The following is a 25,341-nucleotide window of genomic DNA, read 5'->3' as shown; positions in this document are numbered from 1 at the left end:
TATAGCTCTCAAACTATTAATTCCTTTGCTTTCCTAAACGGATATCAGCACGATTTTTTTACAACTTGCACCAGAACTTTTGCCAATCAGCAACCAGCGGTATTTGAAACGTTGATTATTCCGGCAAATAGTCTATTAGTTACATAGGTAAAAAGTTAAGGAAGAGTCATGTTTAAAATGAATAGAGAAAATTACTTACGCCTATCCAAAACTAATTGGAGCAAAACTTTGGCCGGCATAACGCTTTTAACAACATGCTATGCAGTCAGTGCTGAAGAAGACGACATGGGTAGCATTTCGTTAGAAGATCTTCTTAATCTGGAGGTTGTCACCGCATCAAAATCAGCCGAAAAACTATCTGATGCTCCGGCGACAATTTACGCATTTAGTAAAGCTCAGATTGAAAAGCGCGGATATCGCAGTCTGGATCAGCTCCTAGAAGATGTACCGGAAATCGAAATACAAAGACGAGCAGTCGCGGAATATAATAACTATTATTCTCTTCGTGGAATTGCAGGTAACGACAAGCTGGTAATTTTGCTAGACGGTTATCGCATTAACAGTCCGACAGGATCGCCACATGCTATCGCGAGTAACTACAGTTTGATAGATGCAGAAAGAGTAGAGGTCATTCTGGGCCCTGCATCTGCACTCTATGGCGCAGACGCACTTGCAGGAATAATTAATATTATTACCAGAAACCCCAACGCAGAAAAGCAAACAAACCTGTTCGTATCATCTGGAAGCTTTAATACCACTGAAGTATCGGTAAAGAGCCGTTACGTCAGTGAGAATTTAAATCTGCTTTTCTCAGCTCAAATGTACGAAAGCGATGAGGATGACATGCCGAAGGCATACCCTGAAGACTTCGCCTGGTACAACGAACAGTATTTAGTTAATGGAATAGTTCAGGCTTCACCATTTGCTCCCCCAGAGGTTACAGTCGATGTTCCAATCGAGCCTTACAGCACTCCAACTAAATCACACTTTATTCATTTTGCCGGCTCAATTGGAGAAGTCGATTTCGGTTTTGCAGAAATTATGGAGTCTCATAGTTCTTCTATCGGAATGAGACCTGAATTTAACCTGTATATAGAAGATGCAATATTTAAAACCCGAATTGAAAATATGTTTGTAGAACACAACTATACTTCAAAGGATGAAAAGCATAGCTATAAAACATCAATGTCTCACTCCACCTATGAGCTTACTCCTGAATCGGTCTTTCGCAATACTTTTACCGGCTATTCGGAAGGATACAAATATGCAAAAGGCTCAACCACGAAATTTGAAGAACAGATTACCTATACCATGGATGAAAGCAATCAATTTATAGGTGGTATTTCAGTAGAAAATATAACAGCACTCCCCAAGACAGGAGATCTACCTTTTGCCTTTAATCCCGATGTACCTGCTGCCTCTCAGGGATTTTACTACATAGGCACTGATATTACTGATGTGAACGGAAATGACCTCACTATTTCTCAGGCATTTTTTGACATAAGTTATCAGAACTATGCCGGATATTTTCAATGGCAGAAACGCTTCAATGAGTCGCTTTCGCTAACAGCAGGTATTCGATATGACTCCAATACCCGATACGGCTCTACGACAAATCCAAGAGCGGGCCTGGTCTACAAAGCGACCGACGACTTAACAATTAAGTTTCTATATAACTCAGGATTCCTTGCGCCTTCGCCTTATGTTACCTTTCAGCACTACGGAGCTTTCATACCTACCACAAATACCGGAGGCGATGTAACTGGTTTATTTGGTCCTTTCTGGCATCTTCCGAATCCACAGTTAAAACCCGAGGAACTAGAGTCAAAGGAAATCAATATGACTTGGAATATCAGCGACTCATTAAGGTTATCATTTGATTATTATGATAACTCTCTGGATCAACAGATCGTTCCTGTGGTTTTTGTTGATTCGTTGCCCGGTATATTCGATGGTACATTTCAAGGTGTCCCTATTGGTGCAGCGGAGATCCCAATAAACAATGCAACAACTGATTCAAATGGCGGAACTGTTAAATTTGACCACCTGACTCACTGGGGAGAGTTTCAGGTGACTAGTTTTGTTGCGCTAAGCTTTTCTGATGGCGATATCAATGGTTCAGAAGAACTCACTTACATGGCTGACAATACAGCCAAAGCGGGTATCGAAGTTAGTGACGATAGCTGGGCTTTCTACCTCAATGCAATCAATCGAGGTGATACTCGTCAACAGAGAATTGTGAATGGAGAAAATCTGATAAGTGAAGGATACACTCTCTTTAATCTGTTTGGTCAGTACACTCACAATTGGAGCGAAGGCATCACCGCTGAGTACGAACTCAAGGTGACTAACTTGCTTGATGAACATTACTATAATGCTACCTTTGCTCAAGGAGAGGGCTTTTATGCTTCTCCTCAAAACACCAGGAAAATAGAATTAGGGATAAACATTCGATTCTAATCAAATACTTGGATGAAATTATCACTTATTTCATTCGCGTTGATTTGAATTTCATTAGTATCATGAAAAATAAAAGGCACTGTTGTTCAGTGCCTTTTTATTATAGGGATTACCATTTCTCAAAGAAAATAAAGTAGGGATAACTCAATTTTCAATTGAGTCCAATTACGTGAGTAAAATGCTTGCTCAACCAGTTCCATTCTTCTTGAGACACTATGATAACCCCATTAGCTTTTCATTACATTTGGAAGATAAATGATTCCGGCAGTCGAATTACTGTTTGAAAAGCCCTGAAATCGGCGCCTTGATTGTTATCAATCAGTTCAATGCGTATATCACCACCATTTTGTTCGAGAAACTTCTTTACCGCATCCATTCCAACGCCTCTTCCCGAAACCGCTGTCACTTTTTCCGCGGTAGAAAAGCCGGAGGCAAATATCAGATTGGCAACCTCTTCATCTGAGGGTTGTTCTTCTGCAGAATATATCCCTTTCTCAATGGCCTTTTCTTTCAACCGCGAGATAGCCAGCCCTCTCCCGTCATCATTGACCTGTAGCTTTGCTGCACCATTATCATCTTCACAAGCGAGAGAAATCTTTCCGGGAATGTTTTTACCTTTCTCCTGCCGTTCTTCATCTTTTTCTATTCCATGATCAATAGCATTTCTAAAAACGTGCATAAAAATGTTATTCATCATCGAGTGATGTTCTTTCTTCACCAATATTCTGCCATCGGCAATACTGATATCGGGTCGACTTTTTCCAAGCTCGTCAGCCAATGAGTTGACCGAATCAACTACACTGACAATGACCTCCGAAACACATTTCCCCTCAGCTGATAGCAACAGCTTCTGCGTTTCGTCAATAACATCTTTGACCTCTCCAGGAAGCTCGATGTTTTTCACCGCTCTTATTTTGTCGAGCATACGCTTGACTACTTTTGGATCGAGAGTACTACTACCTCCTTCTAAATCGTATTCCAGCTTATCAACTGCGATATTGCGATAAACTTCTATATCGGATTCCGCCTTTGCTAACTCTTCCAGTAGTATTTCGGGAGCCCAGACTTTCTCTTCATTTTTACGTAACTCATCATAAGTACTCTCAACTTCATGAACCGAGTCGGTAATATGATTTAGCCCAAAAGTTCTAGCATTTCCCTTCACCGTATGCATATTTCTAAATAGAGTCGCTATCAAATCCAGGTCTTTTTTCGTCGTACTTTCAATTAACTCTTTACACTCCTGAATAAACTCAGCAGAACTTCTAAAAAATTCTGCCATTTTCTCTTCACCAACATGGAGAATTTGTCCGATTATCTCCAGCTCTTTCTTCTGCGCTTCGGCTTCTTTCTGAAGTGCTTTAACTTCTGTGACGTCACGGACCGTCACCATAATCTTGTCAATTTCTCCGTCAAGAACAATAGGATCCCAGTCCAGCTCCAGTATCTTGCTTCTATCATTTTCAACCGAATAAACGATTTCAGTAGCGAGCAGATGGGAATTGAAATCAAACATCATTTCATCAGAACCAACAAGCGCGTCAACTGCAGTCTGGATCTGGTTGCGCTGGTCGCTGCCAATGTTGGCATTACTAAACAACAAATCCATAAAGTTGCGGTTAGCCACTTTATTGGTTTCAAGGATTTCTTCTAAATACGCGGCATATTCATGATGCACCATTCCCCCTTCCATGACTGTAAATAGACCCTGGTGCATATTGGTCAGCATATTGGAAATATCGTTGGTCTTTTCTCTTAACTCAGAAGTTCGCTCTTCAACTTTTTGTTCTAAAGTTCTATTTTGCTCTTCAATAACTTCTCGCATTCGAATATTTTTTATTGTAATGACCAGTAAACGTGCTATGGATGAAACGAACTCCTTATCACTCTCTTCGAAGCTTACAGCATCTACTTCGCCCGAAAGATTCATTACACCAATTAAAATATCTTTGTCCAACAGCGGAACACATAGAAGCGCTTTGGGAGACCGATTACTACTGCCGCTTTCAAAGGAGGAATCTTCAGCAGTATTGGGTACAAAAATCACTTCTTTGTCTTTTGCAGCTCTTCCCAACACGCCTTCTCCGGTCGCAAATTTTTTGGCGCTTGAACTGTCAGTAACTAGCTTCGGTGGAAAAAACGCTTTTACTTCCAGTTCATCGCTATCATTCATCAAATACACTGACCCATGATTAACTTGAATTTGCTCATGCATTGTTTTAAGTACAACTTCCAATGCTTTTGACTGGTCGAGAAGCGTCGCCAATATTTCACCTGTAGTATTCAACTTTGCGAGATCCGACATTTTCTTCTTAATAGTCGCTCTCATCTGGTCGAAGTTTTCGGCTAGAACCCCCACTTCATCGTTGGATTGGACGGTTACTTCATTATCATAATTTCCACCAGCAATCGTTCCCGCAGCAGACTGCAGCGAAACTAAAGGCCGAGTAATGGTTTTGGCAACCTTTCTAATCGATAGCAGCCCTGCGGATATTGTCAGAATCACAGCGCCTAATAAAATAAGTAGAGTATTTCTTAATGCAATTCTTGAACTCTCTGTCGCTCTTTCCAGCGACTTTCTCATAGAGTTTGTTGACATACCATAGCGAATGAAACCTAAAATTTCGTCATCGACAATGACAGGTGAAGCAAACTCGTATATCTGATCTCCATTTTGAGAAAATATTTTGTAATCTAATGACTCTATTTGTGAGGCCCATTGACTAGCCTCATCTTCCAAAGACTCACCGGGAGCAACATCACCTTCCTGATTGTCGGCTGACGCAGAGACCCAGGGCATCATGTCGGGGTCCATAAAAATGCCATAGTCGATATCTTCGTCATCTCGAACTGTACTTGAGACCAGCTTTTGAACAGCGGTAAATGCATTATCTTCCACCATTCCTTTTAACGCCTGGCTATTATTGTTGGCAAGCGTTTTTCCTTTTGCAATCAATGAATTACGAATACTTTCTTCTGACTTTTTAAGGTTTTCTCTGGAGTCCACTGTATTCATGTAAGCGACTACAGCAATCATGATAATAAAGCTGACAACCAATATACCGGTCACAGATTGAATCAGTTTTCTACGGATACTTTTGAATTTCAAAATAATTCCTCTTATCCAAAAATCAATGAAATCTACTATTTACAGCAGAAATTGCAGCAGAATTACTAAGAAGTGTAGACAATTATCTCTGGTTTAGAAAACTTTGAATAAGAGTAAATATGAGGTGTGTTTAAAGATGATTATCTTATATTACGAATATTACTGAGAAAGAAATCGACTATCCCTTCTATTTGTCAGACTCTGGGGGTTTGCTTTGAAAGCATGCTAGACACATTAACTGATAGCATTGTTGACTGGAAGTAAATCGATATAAATAAATCAGGAAAACTAGCCGTTTATCAAAAAACTGTCTATCTTAATTGAATAGTACTTTGACTCAGCAATATTCCTCTAGGAATACCGGTTAAACTGGCAAGAAACAGCAACGACTGAAACACGAGGTCGTAATCTTGGTAAAAGCCAGATTTAACTACACTGTAAGTATCTAAATAATATGTCGTAGCGAGTCGTTACGAGAGGAAAATAAAATGGTTAAACGTATTTTATTTACTATGTTGTGCTTAAGCTTATCGTTTCCATTATGCTCACAATCACTCTATGTTTTTGTTCCTACGGAAACAAGAGCCAACGTCATGCAGGAAAAAATTAATAGCTTTTGTCCAGGCGTAGAAGTCACAGCATTTGGGAGAGCGAAAGATTTTCATAAGCAGATCGAGCAAGCCCCCCCTAATGCGATATTGTCCTTACTTCCGGTTCTAGAAAGAACTTCTGACTATATTACTGCATTAAAAGGACTAAAAAATGGACTTGAAACAGAAAACTATGTTTTGGTATCAGTAGATAGTCCGTTGAAAATGAGTGAAATAGGACAAAAGAAAATTGGCGTTGTTGACCTACTAGGAAGAAAGCCAATGACCAGTTTTGTCGAGCAGCTTTTTAAAACACCTGTCAAGTTAAAAAGGGTAACCAAAGTGGAAGACCTACTGCCCTTAATAACATTCGGTTCAGTTGATGGAATCTTTGTTTCAAGCAGCTTATTTAATCAACTCAAAGCAAAGTCCAACTTGAATCTGGTGGCAACGAATCTTGATATTAAGATTGGACTTGCTTCTGCAGCACATAATGATGCACAGGTTAAGGACAAACTTAAAAGCTGTATCCTCGCTTTCGACCAAGGACTCAATTCAATTTTAGGAGTGGACCAATGGCGAACTCTGTAAATATTAAACAAGCCCTCATGCAAAAGTTTTTGTTCAGCATCCTGATTTGTTACCTGTCAATAGGAACAGTCCTTGCAGAAAACATACTTGTAGTTAGAGGAAAAAGCTCTGCTTTTGAAGAAGTAACAAAAGGCATGAGCGATGATCTCGAAGGTGAATTTGAAATAAGTCAACTGATTATCGACAATGCTAGTTCGCCCAATGAAATTAAGAAATCCTTTGATAAGTCTCCTCCAAGCCTTGTTGTACTTATGGGCAATAAAGCAGTTAATCTATATGGAAAATTTCAGGCAGAGAGCAAAAACAAGTCCTTTCCGCCTGCGATTGCAGTGGCAGCGTTATTTATCGATAAGTTTATAAGTAATATCGAAAACGCAACAGCAATAAGATATGAAATTCCGGCCGTTACCAGTGCTGTAGCTATGCGGAGCATTCTCGGAAAACCTATAAATAAAATAGGTGTTATATACCGAGAATGGATGACCGATATAATCAATGAAAACAAGAGATTTTGTGAAGCAGAAGGTATTGAACTCGTCGGAATCAAGTTACCAAATAAAGTTAGCGATACGGATAAAGAAGTTAAAAATGCACTTGCACAGCTATCAAAGCAGGTGGACGCGATCTGGATCCTTAACGATAACAACCTGCTAACACGGGATGCACTTGCTAAAGCCTGGCTGCCTTCCCGAACAAAATCAAAACTTCCTGCAATTGTCGGGGTGAAAATTTTTCTACAAAAAATTCCATTGGGTTCATTTGCCATTGTTCCTGATGACTATGGAATGGGAGCACAGTTAGCAGGAATTATTTTTGAAGTACAGGACAATGACTGGGAGTTGGATTCGGGCAATATAATGCAACCCTATTCTGTGAAGAAATTTGTAAATCTCTCTACGCTAAAAAATAAGGGAATTGCTTACATTGAGAACCAGCTTAGACAAGTGGATGAAATAGTGAAGTAGTGTTTATTTCCATATTGCTACAAAAGTAAGGAGTGGCGAGTAAGCTTATATCAGGAATATCTTATGAAACTTGATACTAAAATTATAATTTCGTTTTTGTGTGGCGCAATTCTCTCTGTCGGAATAGGTCAGCTAAACCAGAAAAATACTCCACTAATTCCGACAGTTTATGCAGCTGAAACCGGCCAGGAAATAACTACAGATCTCAAGAACTGCGAAGTTTTCTTTAGCGATAATAGAGATCTGTTCGAGGAAGAAATTAATAAACGACTAAAAGGCATCAAATTGCTACAGTCCAATGTTCTTTGGTCTGAAACAACTAAACAAATTGGGTTCTATGCACTGATTTGCTACTAAAGAATAGCTACCAACTCAGGTAGGAAAAAATAAAGGGAGCTCCGAGAGCTCCCTTTAGCTTGTTTTAGAGGTCAGCCGATAAGCCGGATTCTGTCTTGAACAGTCATTCATCTAGGTGTCACGTCACCATAACACTCATGCGACCTACCCGGTTCCAGCGCGAGCCACGCCTTAAGAGTCAGACAAGCTGCTCTGAAGGAACCCTATTTGGTCTTGCTTCGGGTGGGGTTTACCCTGCCACTGATGTTACCACCAGCGCGGTGCGCTCTTACCGACACCTTTTCACCCTTACCGAGTAGAACTCGGCGGTATATTTTCTGCGGCACTTTCCGTAGGCTTTCGCCCCCCAGGCGTTACCTGGCACCCTGCTCTGTAAAGTCCGGACTTTCCTCCCCCTGAGGCAAAAAATGCTTCAGGCAGCGACTGTTTAGCCGACCGACGGCGAGTGTAACAGGAACTTCTGGCAGATTCGAGTAAAAAGAACGGCACCAACCTTAGTTTTTCTGAACAGAAAGCTCTACTCTGCCAGAAGCGGCCAGGAAAAGCAGCACCAATATCCACCAACTCAAACTACCACCGCCGCTACTAGACTGTGGTGGAGCGACTACTTTAACAGTTATATTTTCCTGAGTTGCCCCACCGCGGATGTCCGTTACGGTTATAGTAAAAGCCAGTTCGTCTTCAATTGCGGGAGCGGTAAAGGTTGAATTGGCCTGATTTGCATTATTAAGGCTTACCGGGCTCCCTGCTGTTTGTTCCCATAGATAGCTAAGCGAATCGCCTTCAGCATCTGTGGCAGTTACTGACAGACTTACCTGCTGGCCCGCGTTGACTTCAAAGTCGTCAGCTAGCGAGACTTGAGGTGGAGTATTGGATTCCTCATCCAACAGTGTAACTTCAACGCTAGTATTGGTTCCCATAACGGCACCAGTTGCATTTGACAAACTTAAGATGAAAGTCTCATCAGCTTCACTGATTTCATCATCGTTTAATATGATTGTGACTGTTTTATCAGTCGAATCTCCATCAGCCCACTCTAGCGTTCCTGAGCCAGCTTCATAGTCCTCACCGGCAGTAGCACTACCGTCAACTAACTGGTAGTCAATGCTAACAGCCCCTTCACTTCCTCCACTTCGCTCAACTTGTAAAGAGAGAGAGCCTGCCCCTTCAAGGACCGAAACCTGATTATTGGCAAGTGACAGTGCTCCACCGTTAGGAACGCCGTTGACAACAACTTTCAGATAGCTAGGGCTCGTCAGAGTCATTCCGTTAGTTGGATTATACAAACGCATATAAAAAGTTTCTGTATGCTGCGAGGAAGAATTATCCGTCGGTATTGTTAGACTGAAATTTTTGCTCCCAGCTTCGTTTCCGGTCCAGCTAATAGTATGAGCCTCCAGCACAAAGTCTTCGCCGGCTGTAGCGCTGCCAGAAAGCATTTCAATCCCCACACTTGAAGAAGTGGCACTGACAGAAGCATTTACCCGATTAACAGTCACATCAACCGTTTCGCCACGATTAACTTCTATTGATGGCGAAGTAAAGCTAACGCTTCCCTGAACATCATTTTGAGTATTGTCTCGTAATACATAGAGTCCACTATTTATATCACTCACTAAAATAAGTCCGGAAGGCAAGAAAGGATAAACTCCCCAGGCGCCATTAAATGACGCGTTATTGCTACTGGGGAAGGTATCAAAATAACCTACTTCCTGAGGGTTTTGAGGATTTTCGATATCCAATACAGTCAACCCTCTTTCATAGTTGGACATATAATAACGATTTCCTCGGACAAATCCATTATGGTCGATGGCTCTAGTAGGTCCAGTCCATTGCCCGACCTTAACCGGACTGGTCAGATTACTGATATCGAAAATTCTCACTGTTGAGTTAAGACCACCTCGATACTCATCAAATTCGTCATGTAAAAGTACATAGTTTTTATCTTCCGTTACCCACCCGGAATGAACATATTGATTTACTTTGTCTACGTCATCGTATTCAGCGGTAGAAAGATGTCTGGTATCGGTCGGATCGGTGATATCCCATAAGACCATCTCTTTTTCATTAAAATCAACAAAGACTGTACAGCTGACACCTCCATTAACACAACCATTGGTGGCTCTTGAATCAGAAATTAAAACTGAGGCTCCATCATGTGTATATCCATTAAAGCTAGACTGGTTATTTTTAACCGTGATCGTTTCCGGGTTTTCAAGACTGTAAGAATGGAAAGAGCCGGAATAGGGTCCGGCCCCTATTAATTGGAGAACAGGATCTACACCTTCAAGCTTGATATTTAAAGAGTAGTCGACATTACTAATGTAAACATTGTGGGCATTAGTTACACTTTGATTTCTCTCTACCAGAGAAACACTATTAGGTAGATCATTCAGATCAATGATGGTAACTCCGTCGCCGGCACCATCAATAGTTACGTAGGCGTAAGCCTTCCACTTGAAGCTAATCGTGTCAAAATATTGATAGACTTTGATGTCTCTCCAGGTAGCAGCAGATCCGCTGACAACGCCTACTTCAACAGGATTTTCCGGAGTTGCCAAGCTGACGACAGCCGCTCCCCTTTGCAGTCCAATAATGGCATATTCAATACCAGTATTAAGATCAACATGCCCCCAAATATCATTACCCGCATTTTGAGTTCCACTAAATGCACTTAGCGGAAGGTGAGCAACCAGATCGATATTGTTGCAAGGAAAGCTTCCTGCCATTCCTGATGAGCAAGCCACTAAACTTTGCGCTTGTTCCAGAGCTTCTACGGCCAGAAGCTTTTGCTTCATTTTGCCAGATAACGCCAAACCTTTTCCATCACGAACAACCTGAAAACCTTTTTCAATAAGCGCAGATTGCATTTCTTGCGGGACACCAGCGATAAAAGTTGGATTGAGCTTGGGACTCTGATTTTGAAAATGGTCAAATCGATTGAAGCCAGCTAAGATGGGTACAATTTCACTCTTTAAATAAAAAAGCTCTTCAGCAGACTGTATTTGGTAATGTCCGCTTGCAACAAGAACTTTATCTCCCTTATTCGCTCTCTGTACAGCATAAACAATCGTTTTACAGGGTCTAAGTGCATTGTCACAGTACCCTTGATCAGTCCCCTCTTGAGAAACAAAACGAGCTTTGTCATGTTCTGTATGAGCAAGTAGATTCTGCGAACCTAGCAATAAACTAGATAATAATAACAAGAGCTTCACTGAATACTTTTCTAAATTTCGGTAAAATTGCCACTTACCGTTGAAATAAAAAAAGTCCTGCTTTTTTTCTATATTAAAAATTGTCATTTTTATCAATTATCGCTTACTTTACCTGGTCATAATTAATTAATAGCACTAGTTATTAAGTCAAAAAAGTTGAATATTCACTTTTTATAAGAATTCAATAGTTTATCCTGTTATATATGTTATTTTTGTGAATTAACACCAGACAAAATTCCGAATTATCAAAGGTGACATTTGAAGTAAATGCTTGTATAAGCAGCTTTAAAACTCCTGATTTTTATAAACAGAATGACTTAATGACTATTTTAAGATATATCATTTTATATTTGGTTTGCCTCACTCTCTTTTCGTGTTCAGAAGAAAAGCAACCGTTTGTTATAAAATTCTCCCCCACTATCGATAGAGCAGAACTAAACTGCAATCAGTCCTTTTCCAAAAATAATCGTCATTGGCAACTGAGCCAACTTCAGTTTTATATCTATGATTTAAAGATAAAAGGTAGTTCTCGCTGGTTCAGATTAACCAATGCAAAAGATGGCAACCAGAATGCAAATGCTGATATTTTCCTTATTGGTGAAGTTTGCGGGCAAGAAGCAAACTGGCAAATTTTGGTTAAAAATGAGGATTTACCTGAGACAGAAGAACTCGATGAAATAGAATTTAAGGTCGGCGTTCCTTTTGACCGAAATCATTTGAATCCAATAACCCAGCCTTATCCTTTGAATCAGCCAGATATGTTCTGGACATGGCAAATGGGCTACAAATTTTTTCGAATAGAGTTAAAAAGCAAGCAAACGATTGATTCCGACGAAAAGAATTTAATAGAAGATACCAATCATTTTTGGATGTTCCATCTCGGATCAACTGGTTGTCAATCACCATCACCAGTCAGGGCCCCCGGCAAGGAATGCAAACATCCTAACCAGGTTCAGGTACAACTCCAAAACTTTAACATCAACCAAGCGATAACTTTGGATATTGGTCAATTAATCGATGACATCAATATTGTAGATTATCCGGGTTGTCAAAGCTCTCCAGACGATCCTTTGTGCGAACAACTTTTAAATAATGTTGGCGTCAATGGAAAGCAGCAGGTTTTTATGCAGGTGTCCAGATGAGCGGGAAGTACTTTATTTCAGCCATCATTATTTTAAGCTTTCAGTTTTTCCTTTACGGATGTGAGCCTAAAGTTGAAAAAACAGAATTCAACTGGCAATTAAGGGATGGTTTTCCACGCCCTCAAACGCCAGTGAGCAACCCTATGACAAATGCAAAAGTCGAGCTGGGAAGGAAAATTTTTTATGACAAAAACCTGTCATTCAACCAAACTCAATCTTGCGCAACTTGTCACCAACAAATATTTGCTTTTGCGGAAAATCTGCAAACCTCTGTCGGTAGTAGTGGAGAGAAAATCCGAAGGAACTCACCAGCACTAGTCAATATTGCTTATAACAAAACGTTAACCTGGGCGCACAGCGGACTCGACACGATAGAACGACAACTATTAATCCCGATGTTTGGCGAAAATCCTGTGGAACTCGGTATTTCTGGTCATGAAGAAATAGTACTTTCTCGTTTCAAAAGCGATGAATATCAAAAGCTTTTTGAATCAGCTTTTCCAGAGGAAGACATCAGTTTTGAGCTGATAGTGAAGTCATTAGCTAGCTTTGTTAGAAGTCTGGTCTCTTTGGATTCGCCGTTTGACCATTATGCTTATGATGGAGATGACAGCGCATTGAGTGAGTCTGCTTTAAGAGGAATGAACCTGTTTTTTTCAGAAAAACTAGAATGCCACCACTGTCATGGAGGCTTTAATTTCACTCAATCTACTTTCCACGAAAAACAAATACTGGATAGAAAGCCTTTTCACAATACAGGCCTCTACAATGTCTCTGTCAAGGGGGACTACCCTGCCGTCGACAACGGCCTCTACGAAATCACACTAAATGATTCAGACAAGGGCAAGTTTAGAGCACCAACCTTGAGAAATATAGAAGTCACAGCACCTTATATGCATGATGGTAGTATCGCAACCTTAGAGCAAGTTATCGATTTTTATGCCGCCGGTGGCCGCAATATAGATTCAGGAAATTATCAGGGCGATGGTAGAAACAATCCGTTAAAAAGCCCATTTATTAAAGGCTTTGAGATTAGCGAGCAAGAAAAGAGTGATCTGATTAATTTTCTAAAATCACTCACTGACCAAAATTTTCTCACTAATAAAAAATACTCAGAGCCGGTTAAGGATTCCAGTTAATTCGACCTGACCCGATAGACTTCGTCAGCAGAAATTAGTCCCTGTCGTGCAAGCTCCAGAGCCCTTTTTCCAAGAAGAATCATTCCTTCATTCATCGAAATATCTTCGAGTTCAAGCGCACTTTTATTGTCACTAATAGCTTGTTTTATAGCAGAGGACATAACGAGCATTTCATACACCGCCATTCTTCCTGAAACTCCGGTCCCGTGACAAGACTTACACCCTTTGCCTTCAAAAAATGTTTCATCCTGACCTGCCCCGATAACTTCAAGTATCGCAGATTTAACTACAGCCTCCTGCTTACAGTGAGTACATATTTTTCTAACCAGCCGCTGAGCAATAACCCCTACGAGCGCGTCCTTTAACAAGTAGGAATGTACACCTATTTCTAGTAACCTCGTAATTGTACTCGCCGCACTATTTGTGTGTAAAGTACTGAGCACCAGATGTCCGGTTAGTGCGCTTTCAACTGCAATTTTAGCTGTTTCACTATCGCGAATTTCTCCAATCATGATAATATCGGGATCGTGTCTTAAAATATTTCGAAGCGCTCTTGCGAAGGTATAGCCGGTCTTGTGGTTAACCGGTATTTGAGTCACTCCATCAATTTGATATTCAACCGGCTCTTCTACCGTAATTATATGTGGCCCCTGATTAATTAGCTCGGTTAGTGCCGCATACAAGGTTGTTGACTTACCCGATCCTGTAGGGCCGGTAACTAATACCATACCATAGCTAGCATGAAGCATATGTTGTAATTGTTCTGTATCTTTATCATTGAAACCGAGCTGATCCAGAGAAAGCAATCCCTTACCACTATCGAGCACTCGAATCACTGCACTTTCACCAAAAATTGTTGGCATAATGGAGATCCGCATATCAATATTGCTATCACCATATCTCAGCTCAATTCTGCCATCCTGAGGTAGTCGGTGTTCCGAGATATCCATCCTTCCCAAAATTTTTATTCTACTGATTAGCGCTTGATGTAAGGAAAGGTTTATCTGCCGAATGGGGACCAGATTTCCGTCCAGTCTGAGCAATAGATCCAGATGATCTTTTCTTGGGTGCAAGTGAATATCAGAAGCACCTCGACTGATTGCTTCAACAATAATTGACTGCATTAGTCGTATGACACCTTTTTGCTTACCCAAATTTTCAATTTCATTACTTGTGAGCTCTGGTTGATTCAAAGCTCCTTTTTCTTCAAGTTCTATTAGCGCGTCATTTTCATTTTTTGAGTATATCCACTTGCTTAAACTACGATCGATTTTACGTTGGGGTGCTCGAACTGGCTCAATGGTCTTGCCGGAAACAAAGCTGAGAATTTGTAAAGCGTCCATATCTGTGGGATCCGCAATTGCCACAACCAGGTTGTTATCTCTGACATAAAGAGGCACTGCATGATATTTCTGTAAAATTTCTGGCGAAAAGGTGTGCAATAATTCTTCATCCAGTTGAACTTTCGCGAGGTCAAATGAAATAGGAGTAATCTCATCCTCTTTTTCCACCTCTTCGGGTTGCGAAAAACGAGGAATCGACAATTCTCTTAACTTGTGACTCTCGATATGGATGTCGGGAATTAAAATATAATAAATTTGTCCTTGGTGACACCGATATACATGCCATAGCCCTTTGGTCAATTTACATTGAACACACTTGCCCTCTCGAATATTTCCATCTGTGTAGTTAAATGTAAATTGATAATAGTGAGACTTTCTTGCTTGTTTGTCTGACTCTTTCAGATACTCGTCTAATGTAGCAAAAAGGGGATCTCTAACAATCAGAAACCTTATCTCTTCAAATGGGATTGTTTCTCCGCAACAGAGTCGAAAGCAGTTACTTTCATAGTCAATCCTTTTTAGCTCATTTTCTTCAATATGGTTGTCCATATAGCAGAAAATGCTCTGCCCGTTCAGATCTTGCTCAACAGGCTCCAGTTTTCTTGAGGTCTTCATAAACACACCTACGACTCCCCCTTCTACGACTATTCTCCTTAAGTATAATCTCAATAAGAGAATACGCTCAAAAAATTAATAGTTAGTCAAACTTGCGATATAAACCAGAGCTTTGAGAACAGATGTTCGATTCCGAACAGCCGCACGGCTCGAGATGAAACCAGGTGTTCACAAATGAACAGCGAAACTTTCTCTGACTAGTCAGACAATCATAACTGCTTGTATTTATTAGATTTATATTAAATTAAAAAGTTGGCACTTATTCTGCTAGTAGTGCTACAAATAATTCGTTCAGCGTTCCGGAGTGAGAGATTGGACAGACCAATTCCCCAAAATGAAACCCAAAGATTGCAAATCATAGGCCGCTTAAAACTGATTGCAGCTGTGATTATGATTGTGCTGCTATTCATTTATCTGCGCTGGCTAATTACTCCATCGGTTGAGCGCTCGCAAATTAGAACAGCAACCGTACAACAGGGAAATATTAAAGCCAGTATTAGAGCCAGTGGCGTGTTAGTTCCCAGGTCCGTTGAAACCATCAACAGCTTATTGGAAAGCCGGATCCTCAAATTATCTGCTCAGGCAGGTCAATATGTGGAGAAAGGCGATTTGATTATGGAACTGGATACACGTCAAGTAAACGCTTCTGTGATTAAACTCCAGGAAAAGCTTGCGTTAAAAGATCAGCTTATTCAATCTGCATCTTTGAGACTGAGCAAAGATCTGAATGATATCAATAGTCGCCTGGCACTTTTAGAAGTCGATCTGGAAAGTAGAAAAGCCAGAGAATCCAGACTTCATCTACTGCGTAATAATGGCGCTACTGCGGAGCAAGATTTACTGGAGGCAAAACTTAATGTAAAGCGAACAGAGATAGAAATCACTCAGCTAAATCAGTCGAAAAGTGACCTACGCCAATCAAGCCAGGCAGAAATAGCAGCGCTCGAACTGGAGAAATCCATATTACACAAAGAGCTTGAAGAAAAACAACACCTACTCGACTCAGCAATTGTTCGTGCCCCCAGAGCTGGTGTGCTCAGCTGGCTTAAAAATGAAGAAGGCGCAAGTGTCAATAAAACTGAGCCACTAGCAAGAATTGCTGATACCAATCACTTCAAAGTTAAAGCGACGCTATCCGATTTCTATGCATCGCAATTGGTGTCGGGAATGACCGCAGATATATACTACAAAGAACAACGTCTTACAGGAAGACTTGCCACACTATCCCCCACCATCGAAAACGGGGTCATGTCACTCATCATAGACCTGGAAGATATCTCTGACTTACCGCTAAAAAATAATCTTCGCGTAGATGTCAGATTAATTACCGAGCAACTCAGCAATGTTCACACCATTGCTAAGGGACCATTTATAAACGGGAGCGGAAAGCATGATGTTTTCGTGATCAAGGATACTACCGCTTATAAAAAATCGGTACTTTTTGGCGCTTCAGATAGACAGCAATACCAAGTCATTGACGGACTATCTCCGGGAGATGAAATAATCATTTCCGATATATCTGATTATATTCATCTCGATAAAATCCAGGTCAACTAAAAAATTTGCACTTTTAAAACAAGGAAACTCTTATGATCAAAGTTACCAACTTAAGAAAAACCTATCGAACAGACCAGATAGAAACTATCGCGTTAAACGACATCAATCTAAAAATAGACAAAGGTAGCTTTGTTTCTATCATGGGCCCATCTGGCTGTGGAAAAAGCACATTGCTGAATATGATAGGTTTGTTAGACAAACCGTGCGACGGTCAGATAGAAATCAACGGAAGTTCAATTTCTTCGTACAAGGACAAATCAATCGCCAAGCTGCGCAATGAAAAAATCGGATTCATCTTTCAGAGTTTTCATCTGGTTCAAGACTTAAGAGTGATTGATAACGTAGAGTTACCTCTTTTGTACAGAAATATTTCGGCAAAAGAGAGAAGAAAACTCGCCGAAAGAGCAATAGAAAAAGTGGGATTAAAAGCCCGAACCAATCACTATCCTTCTCAGTTATCGGGTGGACAACAACAGCGAGTTGCAATAGCCCGAGCGATCGTTGGTGAGCCAGAACTAATTCTCGCTGACGAGCCTACAGGAAATCTCGATAGCCATATGGGTGACGAAATTATGAAGCTACTGGAAACCTTAAACCAACAGGACAATACAACGATTGTGATGGTAACACATGACGACGCCATGGCCAGTAGAACAGAAAAAACTATCCGTGTATTTGACGGCCAGCTCGTTCAATAAGGAGATTTAAATGCTTAAAAACTATATTATGGTCGCGTGGAAAGTTTTTTTGAGACGAAAATTTTTTACATTTGTCAATCTCTTTGGTATCAGTATTACGCTTACAGTCGTTATGCTAGCCCTGACTTTACTCAATGGATATATCTATCCTAGCGGTCCAGAAAAAAATGCCTCTAACTTTGTTACTTTTGAAAGGCTGACTCTAACCAATGATGATCACTCTAATACTAATTCAGGAAGACCTGGTTTTAGATTTCTGAATAATAATATCAACCTGCTCAAACTTCCGGAGTTAGTCTCTTACGCTACAGTTGTTCAACACACCAATACTTTTAAAGAGAATAAAAAATTCAGCTATAAAACTCGTTATACTGACGCAAACTACTGGAAAGTACTCGATTTCAACTTTATTCAGGGACGACCTTTTAATGATGAGGAAATAGAACGCGGAGATATGGCTGTCGTCATAGATCTGAATACAGCTCTTTCTCACTTTAAAGATGCAGCCTCGGCGCTAGGAAAAAATCTAATGCTGGGAGAACAACAGTTTACGATTATTGGAATAGTCGATAATGTTTCAGCAATTGAAAACATTGCCTTTGCAAATGCCTGGCTTCCATACACTACGATGACTTCAACCGCTTATCAATTACATGAAATGGATAATTGGCTTGCAATTCTTTATCACTCAGATTCCAATAAAATTACAGCAATACAACAAGAGTTTGTCGATCAGCTTAAAAATAACCTGCAAATTTCCAGGAGACACGATTACAGCGAAGCCTATGCAGGCGCTTATACTAAGCTCGAAGCTGTAGCAAGTGATATGTTTGCAGGTACTTACGAGTACGAATACAAAAGTGGTGTTGGAATATTAATTACTTTGTTAACAGTCTTTACCCTGGTATTTATGACGCTGCCCAGCATTAACATGATTAACATTAATATCAGTAGAATTTACGAAAGAGCTTCAGAAATAGGCGTCAGAAAAGCTTTTGGTGCTTCTTCGAATCAGCTCATTTCTCAGTTTGTTATTGAAAATATGTTACTAACTTTAATCGGCGGACTGGTCGCCATGACGCTAACCTATTTAATTATTCAGGCAATTGAACTCAGTGGAATATTACCTTTTTTGGATATTGCATTTAATTTTCGTTTCTTCGCCTGGGGGTTATTAGCAATAGTAGTGATGAGTTTACTTTCTGGAACTTATCCGGCAATTAAAATGTCACGACTTAATCCTGCACTTTCATTAAAAGGAGGTAATTAGAATGCTGGGCCATATATTTAAGATGTTGTGGAATCGAAAAAGCAAAAACGCGCTAATAACTATCGAAGTAGCGATATCCTTCATAGTAGTTTTTGCCCTTGCAGCAATCAGTATTCGCTATACCTGGCTTTATCATCAGCCTCTCGGCTATCAGTACGAAGATATCTGGTGGATAAGAATTGACAACCCTGAAGAATGGAACCAGGAAAAGGACAGGCCAACCATCCAGCAAATGGTGACGGCTCTTGAACAGTTGCCGGAAGTAGACAGTGTTCATGTGATATCTCTGCCGGTATTTACTTTTTGGTCCTGGAAAACTAACTATAAAGTTGATGATAAAGAGCTCTTCTTTAATAAAAACAGAATGGACGACAGATCAGCCCAGGCGATGGGTATGACAATCAGTGAAGGGCGCTGGTTTGGTAATCAAGATGCTGGACAATCCTATACTGCGGTAGTTGTTAACCAGCTGTTTGCGGATGAGTTTTACCCAGGAGAGTCTATTATCGGAAAAAATGTCGCCAGTACTGAGCAACAGGAACAGCCAGCAAAAGAAATGCGAGTTGTTGGTGTGATCAAAGACTTTAAACAGTTCGGCGAGTTATCAGAACCCGTTCCCTACCTTATTGAACGATTCGATTTGGCTCAGGATTCAGGAAAGGGAAACGAAAGACTACATCTTAAACTCAATCAGAAAGTTACTCCGGAATTCGAAGCAAAGATAATCAGTCTGCTCAGAAATATTAACCCTCAATGGGACTACTTTGCCAGAAGCCTGGAGCAAAGCAGGCACTCACAATTGATGGAAACAATAATACCGATAGCAATTTTTGCAGTAATAGCATTTTTTCTGATAATCATGGTTGGCATGGGACTTCTTGGCGTTTTGTGGCAGAATGTATCTCGCCGTACTCAGGAAATTGGACTTAGGCGAGCATTAGGAGCGACAGCGTCCATGATTCATAGACAGGTTATCGGAGAACTGGCTGTAATCTGTAGTTTGGGGATAACTATTGCCTTGCTGTTATTGATCCAACTCCCCTTATTAGGTGTATTACCTGAACTTAACTGGACTCTGTTTACAACTGCCGCCATCGTTTCAGTATTTTTTATGCTTTTACTTTCATTCGTGTGTGCCTACTACCCGGGAAAGGTTGCAACTACCTATACTCCAGCTATGGCCCTACACTATGAATAGGAAATTTACTTGGCCGGACAAAATTGTTTAACAAGTAAAGTTACCCCCTGAACATCAGGATATTTAAATTGAGAAGTCAAACAAATTTTAAAATACTTTTAGTTGACGATGATATCTCTGTAACGACATCTATCGCACTATTACTAAAACAAAATGGTTTTGGTGCGATTACAGCTTCCAGACCAGAGGAAGCACTGGCTCAACTAGCCAGTCATTCTGTTGACCTGATTATTCAGGACATGAATTTTTCTCGCAATACCAGTGGTGAAGAAGGTATGGAACTTCTGGAGAAAATTCAAACTAGCTTCCCTGGTATTCCGGTTGTCTTAATGACGGCCTGGGGGTCAATTGAGCTTGCAGTCAACGGAATTAAAGCCGGAGCAGCCGACTTTGTGACCAAACCATGGGACAATCAACAACTGCTCCGAATCATTAACACCTGTCTCGACTTACAACGTCCTCAACAAAGTGTCGCCAATAGAAGCGAACTGGACGCACAAAATCAATTTTCAGATATTGTCGGTGAAGACCCACAAATAGTTGAAATACTCTCTACTATCGGTAGAGTAGCTAAAACAGATGCCTCTGTTCTCATTTTAGGCGAAAGCGGCACAGGAAAAGAAGTTATTGCCAATGCCATTCACCAAAACTCTAAGCGCTCCCACAAATCGATGGTGAAAGTCAATTTGGGCGGGATGAGCACTAGCTTGTTTGAAAGTGAAATGTTTGGTCATGTGAAGGGCGCATTTACCGACGCCTTTCAGGATCGCCAGGGCCGTTTTGAACTGGCTGATGGTGGAACTATTTTTCTGGATGAAATAGGAGACCTTGATCCTGCTTCTCAGGTCAAGTTGCTCAGAGTTCTGCAAGATCAATCTTTTCAACCTTTAGGCTCCTCTAAAACCAAAAAAGTAAATGTTAGAGTGGTAGCAGCTACCAATCGAGATCTCTACGAAATGGTTAAAGATGGTAGTTTCCGCGAAGACCTCCTTTATCGACTGAATCTGATAACTCTAAATTTACCCCCATTAAGAAAACGGCGCGGCGATATTCCACTATTAGCCCGGAAACACCTTAAAAATATTGAAAAGAATTATCATATGGAAGAACTGGAAATTGATGAACAGGCAGAAAGGTGGCTCATGGGACAAAGCTGGTCGGGTAACGTCAGAGAACTTAATCAGTCTATCGAAAGAGCGGTTCTGATGTCTGGAAAACAAGCTCTGGATATTGCTGCATTTCAAAATCAACTGGAAAATCAAGTGAACACAAATCAAAGTGAAGAAGCAATACATGAAACACTTACGTCCTCATTTGTGTCAGAAAATCTTACTCTGGAAGATATGGAAAAACTAATGATTGAGAAAGCACTCGAAGCTTATCAACAAAATGTTTCTCACGTTGCTAAAGCACTTGGACTAAGCCGAGCAGCATTATATAGACGCTTTGAAAAATACGGAATAAAACCTTGAGCTTAAAAACAAAACTCTATCTTCTTGGTTCTCTTCTTCATACTTTCTTTCTGCTAGTAACGCTGTATTTTCATAAAGAACTGGGAGGTATGCTCCTTGTTGCGGAACTGGTGCTCATTTCCAGTCTGCTTGTATATTTCTGGTTGGTTCGACGTGGTGTTGAGCCTATAGAGTATTCGGAAACTTTTAGTAACTTGCTAAAGGAGGAAGAGTTCACCAGTCGCTTTACAAAAACTGGTCAGAAAGATCTGAATAAATTGCTAACTCAGTACAATGCGATGTTGAGCCGTCTTTATCAGGAACGACTAGAAGTTGGAGAGAGGCGAAGCGTATTCGAACAACTGATGAAGGAATCACCGATAGGGGTGGTCTTACTAGATTTCGAAAATAATATCAGCCAGGTCAATCCTGCTGCCGAATACCTATTTGCTATCAGGGAAAACGAAATTATTGGCTCAAAACTGGCTCTTCTAAGCGGTCAAAGAATAGGCGTGTTGAACAATGTACCTGCTGAATCACAAAAACTGCTTTCGACAGAGAACGGCCACCAGCTAAAAATTAGTCACCACTGCTTCCTGGATCGCGGCTTTACTCGTTCTTTTTATATGGTTCAGGAAATGACCAGTGAAATAGCACAATCACAAAAGCGAGCTTATGATAAATTGATCCGTCTGATGTCCCATGAGGTTAACAACACGATAGCCATCACAAATTCTCTGTTAGAAAGCTGTATAAACTATCAATCCCAGCTCGATGCAGACAGCCAGGAGGACTTTAGTAACGCGCTAAACGTTGTCATTGATAGAAGCAAAAGTTTAAATCATTTTATGCAAGCGTATGCCAATGTAGTCAAGCTTCCTAAACCAATTAAATCCAGGTTCAATCTGACCAAACTTTTAAAAAACCTGACAACCTTATTTTATGCACAGGCGAAACAGCAAAATGTCACTATACAATTTTCAGATGAAAATGACTATTTCGTGAAAGCAGATCCAAACCTGATCGAGCAGGCTTTAGTTAATATTTTGAAAAACGCTTTAGAGTCGATTGGTTCTAATGGTTTGATCGAAGTATCATTACAAATGAATAGCGAATCGCTAGAACTGACTATTAAGGATGATGGCGAAGGTATTAGTGAACAAACCAAAGAACAATTGTTTACGCCATTTTTCACAACAAAAACAAGTGGTCAAGGAGTGGGCCTTATGCTGATTAACGAAATATTCACATCTCATGACTACTCTTATAGCTTGACTAACAACAAGGTTAGCAAAGGTGCCTGTTTTAAAGTCCAGATAGCTATCTAACTATTTTTCAAAGTTTAATCTAAAAATGTCGGCATTTAGCTCGGAATCTTTGACCAGGAAGAAACCATTTCCCCAGATGGCAAAGGGCATTTCTCGTTCCAGGAGAGCAAGACGTTTCTTCTCCCCTGTTGTAATAGAATAACTCGTCAAATAAATAGACTCTTCCTCAGAATATTTGTTTTTGTTTGCAGAACTATCTTTATCTGCAGATCGCTCTGTATTCGTTGAGCTGACCTGTTCGAAATAATAAATAATATCGTCGACAACTTGAAAAAGAAAACGACGACGATAGTCGACAGGATTTTTTATGGAAATGTCCAAGCGTTGTTGATCGACATAAAAATTTCCCTGATGGTCAATTTTCAGTACTTTATTCTTCCAAAAATCTCGAGTGTCGGCTTTATTCTTTTGCAGGGAGAAATAGTGATATTCATAAGCCCACTTTGGGTCTTGCTGATGCAGTTTATGAGTCAGTAAATCATACTGATAAACACTCCATCGACCTTCGTTTTTTAAACTAAAACTTAAAGTATTTTCCGTGCCCCATGAAAGCCCCCTGATCCCTTGTAATGGAAGTTCAACCGCATGGTTTTCGCCGCTGAGGGTATTTACAACTCGTATACTGTTAATAGTCAATGCGGCTATTTTTTGATCATCAGGGGACCATTGAAGTGAAAAATAATGATCACTTTTGGAAAAGTCGGTTAACTTACGTTCTTCTCCTGAACTCAGCTTATGCAACCATACCTGGCCCTTGCCGCTTTGGCTGGATACATAGGCGAGGTATTGCTGATCATTCGATATCGACGGTGCATAGTCCGCCACCATTGACTGAATAAATTTCTTTTGTATCGCCCCGTCAAATGACTGGTAATCAATATCAAAATTGTCCATTCCACCGGAATAAACAAAACCAGTTTCGTCGGCGACACGTTTCAACTTGTAAATTCGATGTAAACCGCTGTAGATAGTTCGCAGGTTCTTTCCATCGAGGTCCATTTCCCAAAGAGAGAAAGACGGAAGCGAGCTTGCCATTACAATGCTCTCCCCTGTGTGTCCCCACACAGGGCAACAAATGTAACCCTCCATACGAAAACTAAAGTTTAATTCATTTTTATCCAAGTCAACGGTATAAAAAGACAGCTGCTGTGTCTCATCCGGCGAAGCTACGAGTAATTTGTTTTCCTTTGGATGCAAATCAAAATAGACATTTCCCGCCAAAAACAACGGCGGTTGTTCAGGCCTGATAATTTTCCCCGTATCCAGGTTTTTTATATAAATCTGATAAGCATCTTTACCGTGCTCACGTTCACTATAAATAATCTCGTGTCCATTATGAGCAAATGCAAAGCTACCGTAACTGCGAGTCGAACATTCATGTACTGTCTTTTTGCTTTTAATCGAGAGTTTATCGACTTTGTCAAATTCGATAATACGCAGCTCGCAAGTCTCGGGAGTCGTATAGAGATATAAAAACTGGCTGCCATCACCGGACCAGTCTCCATTGCCGGCATTCCCTTTAAGATCGCTGAGCAATCGCTTTTCGTTGGTTTTCAGGTCTTTGATATAAAGGCTAAGATAATCGTCTTTGTAAGCGGCATAGGTCAAATAACGTCCATCAGGGGAAACCGCAGGCAAGAACTCCTCTCCTCTATCCCGGGTCAATGCCTTAATTGATTTAAATTTAGTCTGATATTTTTGATTTTCGCCCGGCCAAAATTTAAACAACATAAAAGCAGCCAGAGAAACACCCAATAGTCCGATAATCATTCGGTTAAATAGGACAGGAGTTTTCTGATCATGTGAAGCGACTTTTTCCTGAGACTCATAGGGAGTATCCGCTGGCTCTTGCGCCACCACTGGCGCAATAAAACGATAACCCTTACGTGGCAGAGTCACGATAAACTCGCTTTGTTTGGCAGAATCATTTAGCGACTTGCGCAGCTTGGCGATAATGCGGTTGATTGCATTATCAGTTACCACGCTTCCCTGCCATACTTCAGCGACCAGTTCATCACGAGTAATCAATTGATTCGGCTTGCGACAAAAAAACGCCAGGACTTCCGCCTGTCTCGGTTCTAACGGGAACTCCCCTTGCTCAGAAATTAATAATTGCTGATCTTCGCAAAAGGTAAACTGTCTAATTGTCCACTTCATGGTGCAGGGCTGTCAGGGCCTAAAGAATTTCCTGTCGATTGGTCGCTAATAATACAGCTTTTTGGCCATTAGTCACCTTTAGTCACTAAAAGTCACTTCAATTTCATTACTCTGCAGGCCTTGTTACATAAGCTACCGAGGAATCAGGCGGCTACC

General features: G+C 40.6%; 16 protein-coding genes and 1 other RNA gene. 12 read left to right on the top strand and 5 right to left on the bottom strand.

The window, feature by feature from the left end:
• Positions 1 to 168 precede the first annotated feature (168 nt).
• Entirely contained in the window at positions 169 to 2,460 is a 2,292-nt protein-coding gene (locus IYN84_RS00155) for a TonB-dependent siderophore receptor (RefSeq protein ID WP_196137153.1), read from the top strand.
• 238 nt (positions 2,461 to 2,698) lie between these two features.
• On the opposite strand, the gene IYN84_RS00150 is transcribed toward IYN84_RS00155, so the two are convergent.
• Entirely contained in the window at positions 2,699 to 5,569 is a 2,871-nt protein-coding gene (locus IYN84_RS00150; protein ID WP_196137152.1) for a GAF domain-containing protein, read from the bottom strand.
• A 488-nt stretch (positions 5,570 to 6,057) separates the two neighbouring features.
• Here IYN84_RS00150 and IYN84_RS00145 point away from each other — a divergent pair, with 488 nt between their 5' ends.
• The 3 genes from IYN84_RS00145 (at position 6,058) to IYN84_RS00135 (ending at position 8,072) form a co-directional block, all read left to right on the top strand.
• Entirely contained in the window at positions 6,058 to 6,750 is a 693-nt protein-coding gene (locus tag IYN84_RS00145) for a hypothetical protein (protein WP_196137151.1), read from the top strand.
• Positions 6,735 to 7,715: a hypothetical protein gene (locus IYN84_RS00140; RefSeq protein ID WP_196137150.1), complete on the top strand. Its 981-nt coding sequence runs from the start codon at positions 6,735 to 6,737 to the stop codon at positions 7,713 to 7,715. Before IYN84_RS00145 ends, IYN84_RS00140 begins: the two co-directional genes overlap by 16 nt.
• A 63-nt stretch (positions 7,716 to 7,778) precedes the next feature.
• A complete protein-coding gene (locus IYN84_RS00135; protein WP_196137149.1) occupies positions 7,779 to 8,072 on the top strand; it encodes a hypothetical protein in 294 nt (97 codons plus the stop codon).
• Between the two features lie 63 nt (positions 8,073 to 8,135).
• On the opposite strand, the gene rnpB is transcribed toward IYN84_RS00135, so the two are convergent.
• Both rnpB and IYN84_RS00125 read right to left on the bottom strand, forming a co-directional pair.
• An RNA gene (gene rnpB, locus IYN84_RS00130) (RNase P RNA component class A) lies at positions 8,136 to 8,511 on the bottom strand.
• Between the two features lie 55 nt (positions 8,512 to 8,566).
• Positions 8,567 to 11,374, bottom strand: a complete 2,808-nt coding sequence (locus tag IYN84_RS00125) for a choice-of-anchor B family protein (RefSeq protein WP_196137148.1) — start codon at positions 11,372 to 11,374, stop codon at positions 8,567 to 8,569.
• A 233-nt stretch (positions 11,375 to 11,607) separates the two neighbouring features.
• On the opposite strand from IYN84_RS00125, the gene IYN84_RS00120 reads away from it, so the two are divergent.
• The gene (locus IYN84_RS00120; protein WP_196137147.1) at positions 11,608 to 12,429 is read left to right on the top strand and encodes an MbnP family copper-binding protein; all 822 of its coding nucleotides are present in this window, start codon (positions 11,608 to 11,610) and stop codon (positions 12,427 to 12,429) included.
• Positions 12,426 to 13,568 carry an MbnH family di-heme enzyme gene (locus IYN84_RS00115; RefSeq protein ID WP_196137146.1) on the top strand — a complete coding sequence of 381 codons (1,143 nt, stop codon included), beginning with the start codon at positions 12,426 to 12,428 and terminating at the stop codon, positions 13,566 to 13,568. The genes IYN84_RS00120 and IYN84_RS00115 overlap by 4 nt, the downstream gene beginning before the upstream one ends.
• Here IYN84_RS00115 and IYN84_RS00110 read toward each other — a convergent pair.
• A complete protein-coding gene (locus IYN84_RS00110) occupies positions 13,565 to 15,526 on the bottom strand; it encodes a GspE/PulE family protein (RefSeq protein ID WP_196137145.1) in 1,962 nt (653 codons plus the stop codon). The genes IYN84_RS00115 and IYN84_RS00110 overlap by 4 nt on opposite strands.
• A gap of 312 nt (positions 15,527 to 15,838) precedes the next feature.
• Between IYN84_RS00110 and IYN84_RS00105 the strand changes: the two genes are divergently transcribed.
• The 6 genes from IYN84_RS00105 to IYN84_RS00080 all read left to right on the top strand — a co-directional run bounded on the left by IYN84_RS00105 (position 15,839) and on the right by IYN84_RS00080 (position 23,028).
• On the top strand, positions 15,839 to 17,083 hold the full coding sequence (locus tag IYN84_RS00105; protein ID WP_196137144.1) for an efflux RND transporter periplasmic adaptor subunit: 1,245 nt from the start codon (positions 15,839 to 15,841) through the stop codon (positions 17,081 to 17,083).
• A gap of 32 nt (positions 17,084 to 17,115) precedes the next feature.
• Positions 17,116 to 17,781, top strand: coding sequence for an ABC transporter ATP-binding protein (locus IYN84_RS00100; protein ID WP_196137143.1), 666 nt, complete (start codon positions 17,116 to 17,118; stop codon positions 17,779 to 17,781).
• Positions 17,782 to 17,791: 10 nt separating this feature from the next.
• Positions 17,792 to 19,051, top strand: a complete 1,260-nt coding sequence (locus IYN84_RS00095) for an ABC transporter permease (RefSeq protein ID WP_196137142.1) — start codon at positions 17,792 to 17,794, stop codon at positions 19,049 to 19,051.
• Position 19,052: 1 nt separating this feature from the next.
• Entirely contained in the window at positions 19,053 to 20,249 is a 1,197-nt protein-coding gene (locus IYN84_RS00090) for an FtsX-like permease family protein (RefSeq protein ID WP_196137141.1), read from the top strand.
• Between the two features lie 68 nt (positions 20,250 to 20,317).
• Positions 20,318 to 21,721 carry a sigma-54 dependent transcriptional regulator gene (locus IYN84_RS00085; protein WP_196137140.1) on the top strand — a complete coding sequence of 468 codons (1,404 nt, stop codon included), beginning with the start codon at positions 20,318 to 20,320 and terminating at the stop codon, positions 21,719 to 21,721.
• Complete coding sequence (locus IYN84_RS00080; protein WP_196137139.1) at positions 21,718 to 23,028, top strand: PAS domain-containing sensor histidine kinase; 1,311 nt, start codon at positions 21,718 to 21,720, stop codon at positions 23,026 to 23,028. Before IYN84_RS00085 ends, IYN84_RS00080 begins: the two co-directional genes overlap by 4 nt.
• Here IYN84_RS00080 and IYN84_RS00075 read toward each other — a convergent pair whose 3' ends face one another.
• Positions 23,029 to 25,185, bottom strand: a complete 2,157-nt coding sequence (locus tag IYN84_RS00075) for a winged helix-turn-helix domain-containing protein (protein ID WP_196137138.1) — start codon at positions 25,183 to 25,185, stop codon at positions 23,029 to 23,031.
• Positions 25,186 to 25,341 lie beyond the last annotated feature (156 nt).

It is taken from the genome of Aliikangiella sp. G2MR2-5, from assembly GCF_015687155.1.
Taxonomy (GTDB): domain Bacteria; phylum Pseudomonadota; class Gammaproteobacteria; order Enterobacterales; family Kangiellaceae; genus Aliikangiella.
This window is presented reverse-complemented; position numbering and strand designations above follow the sequence as displayed.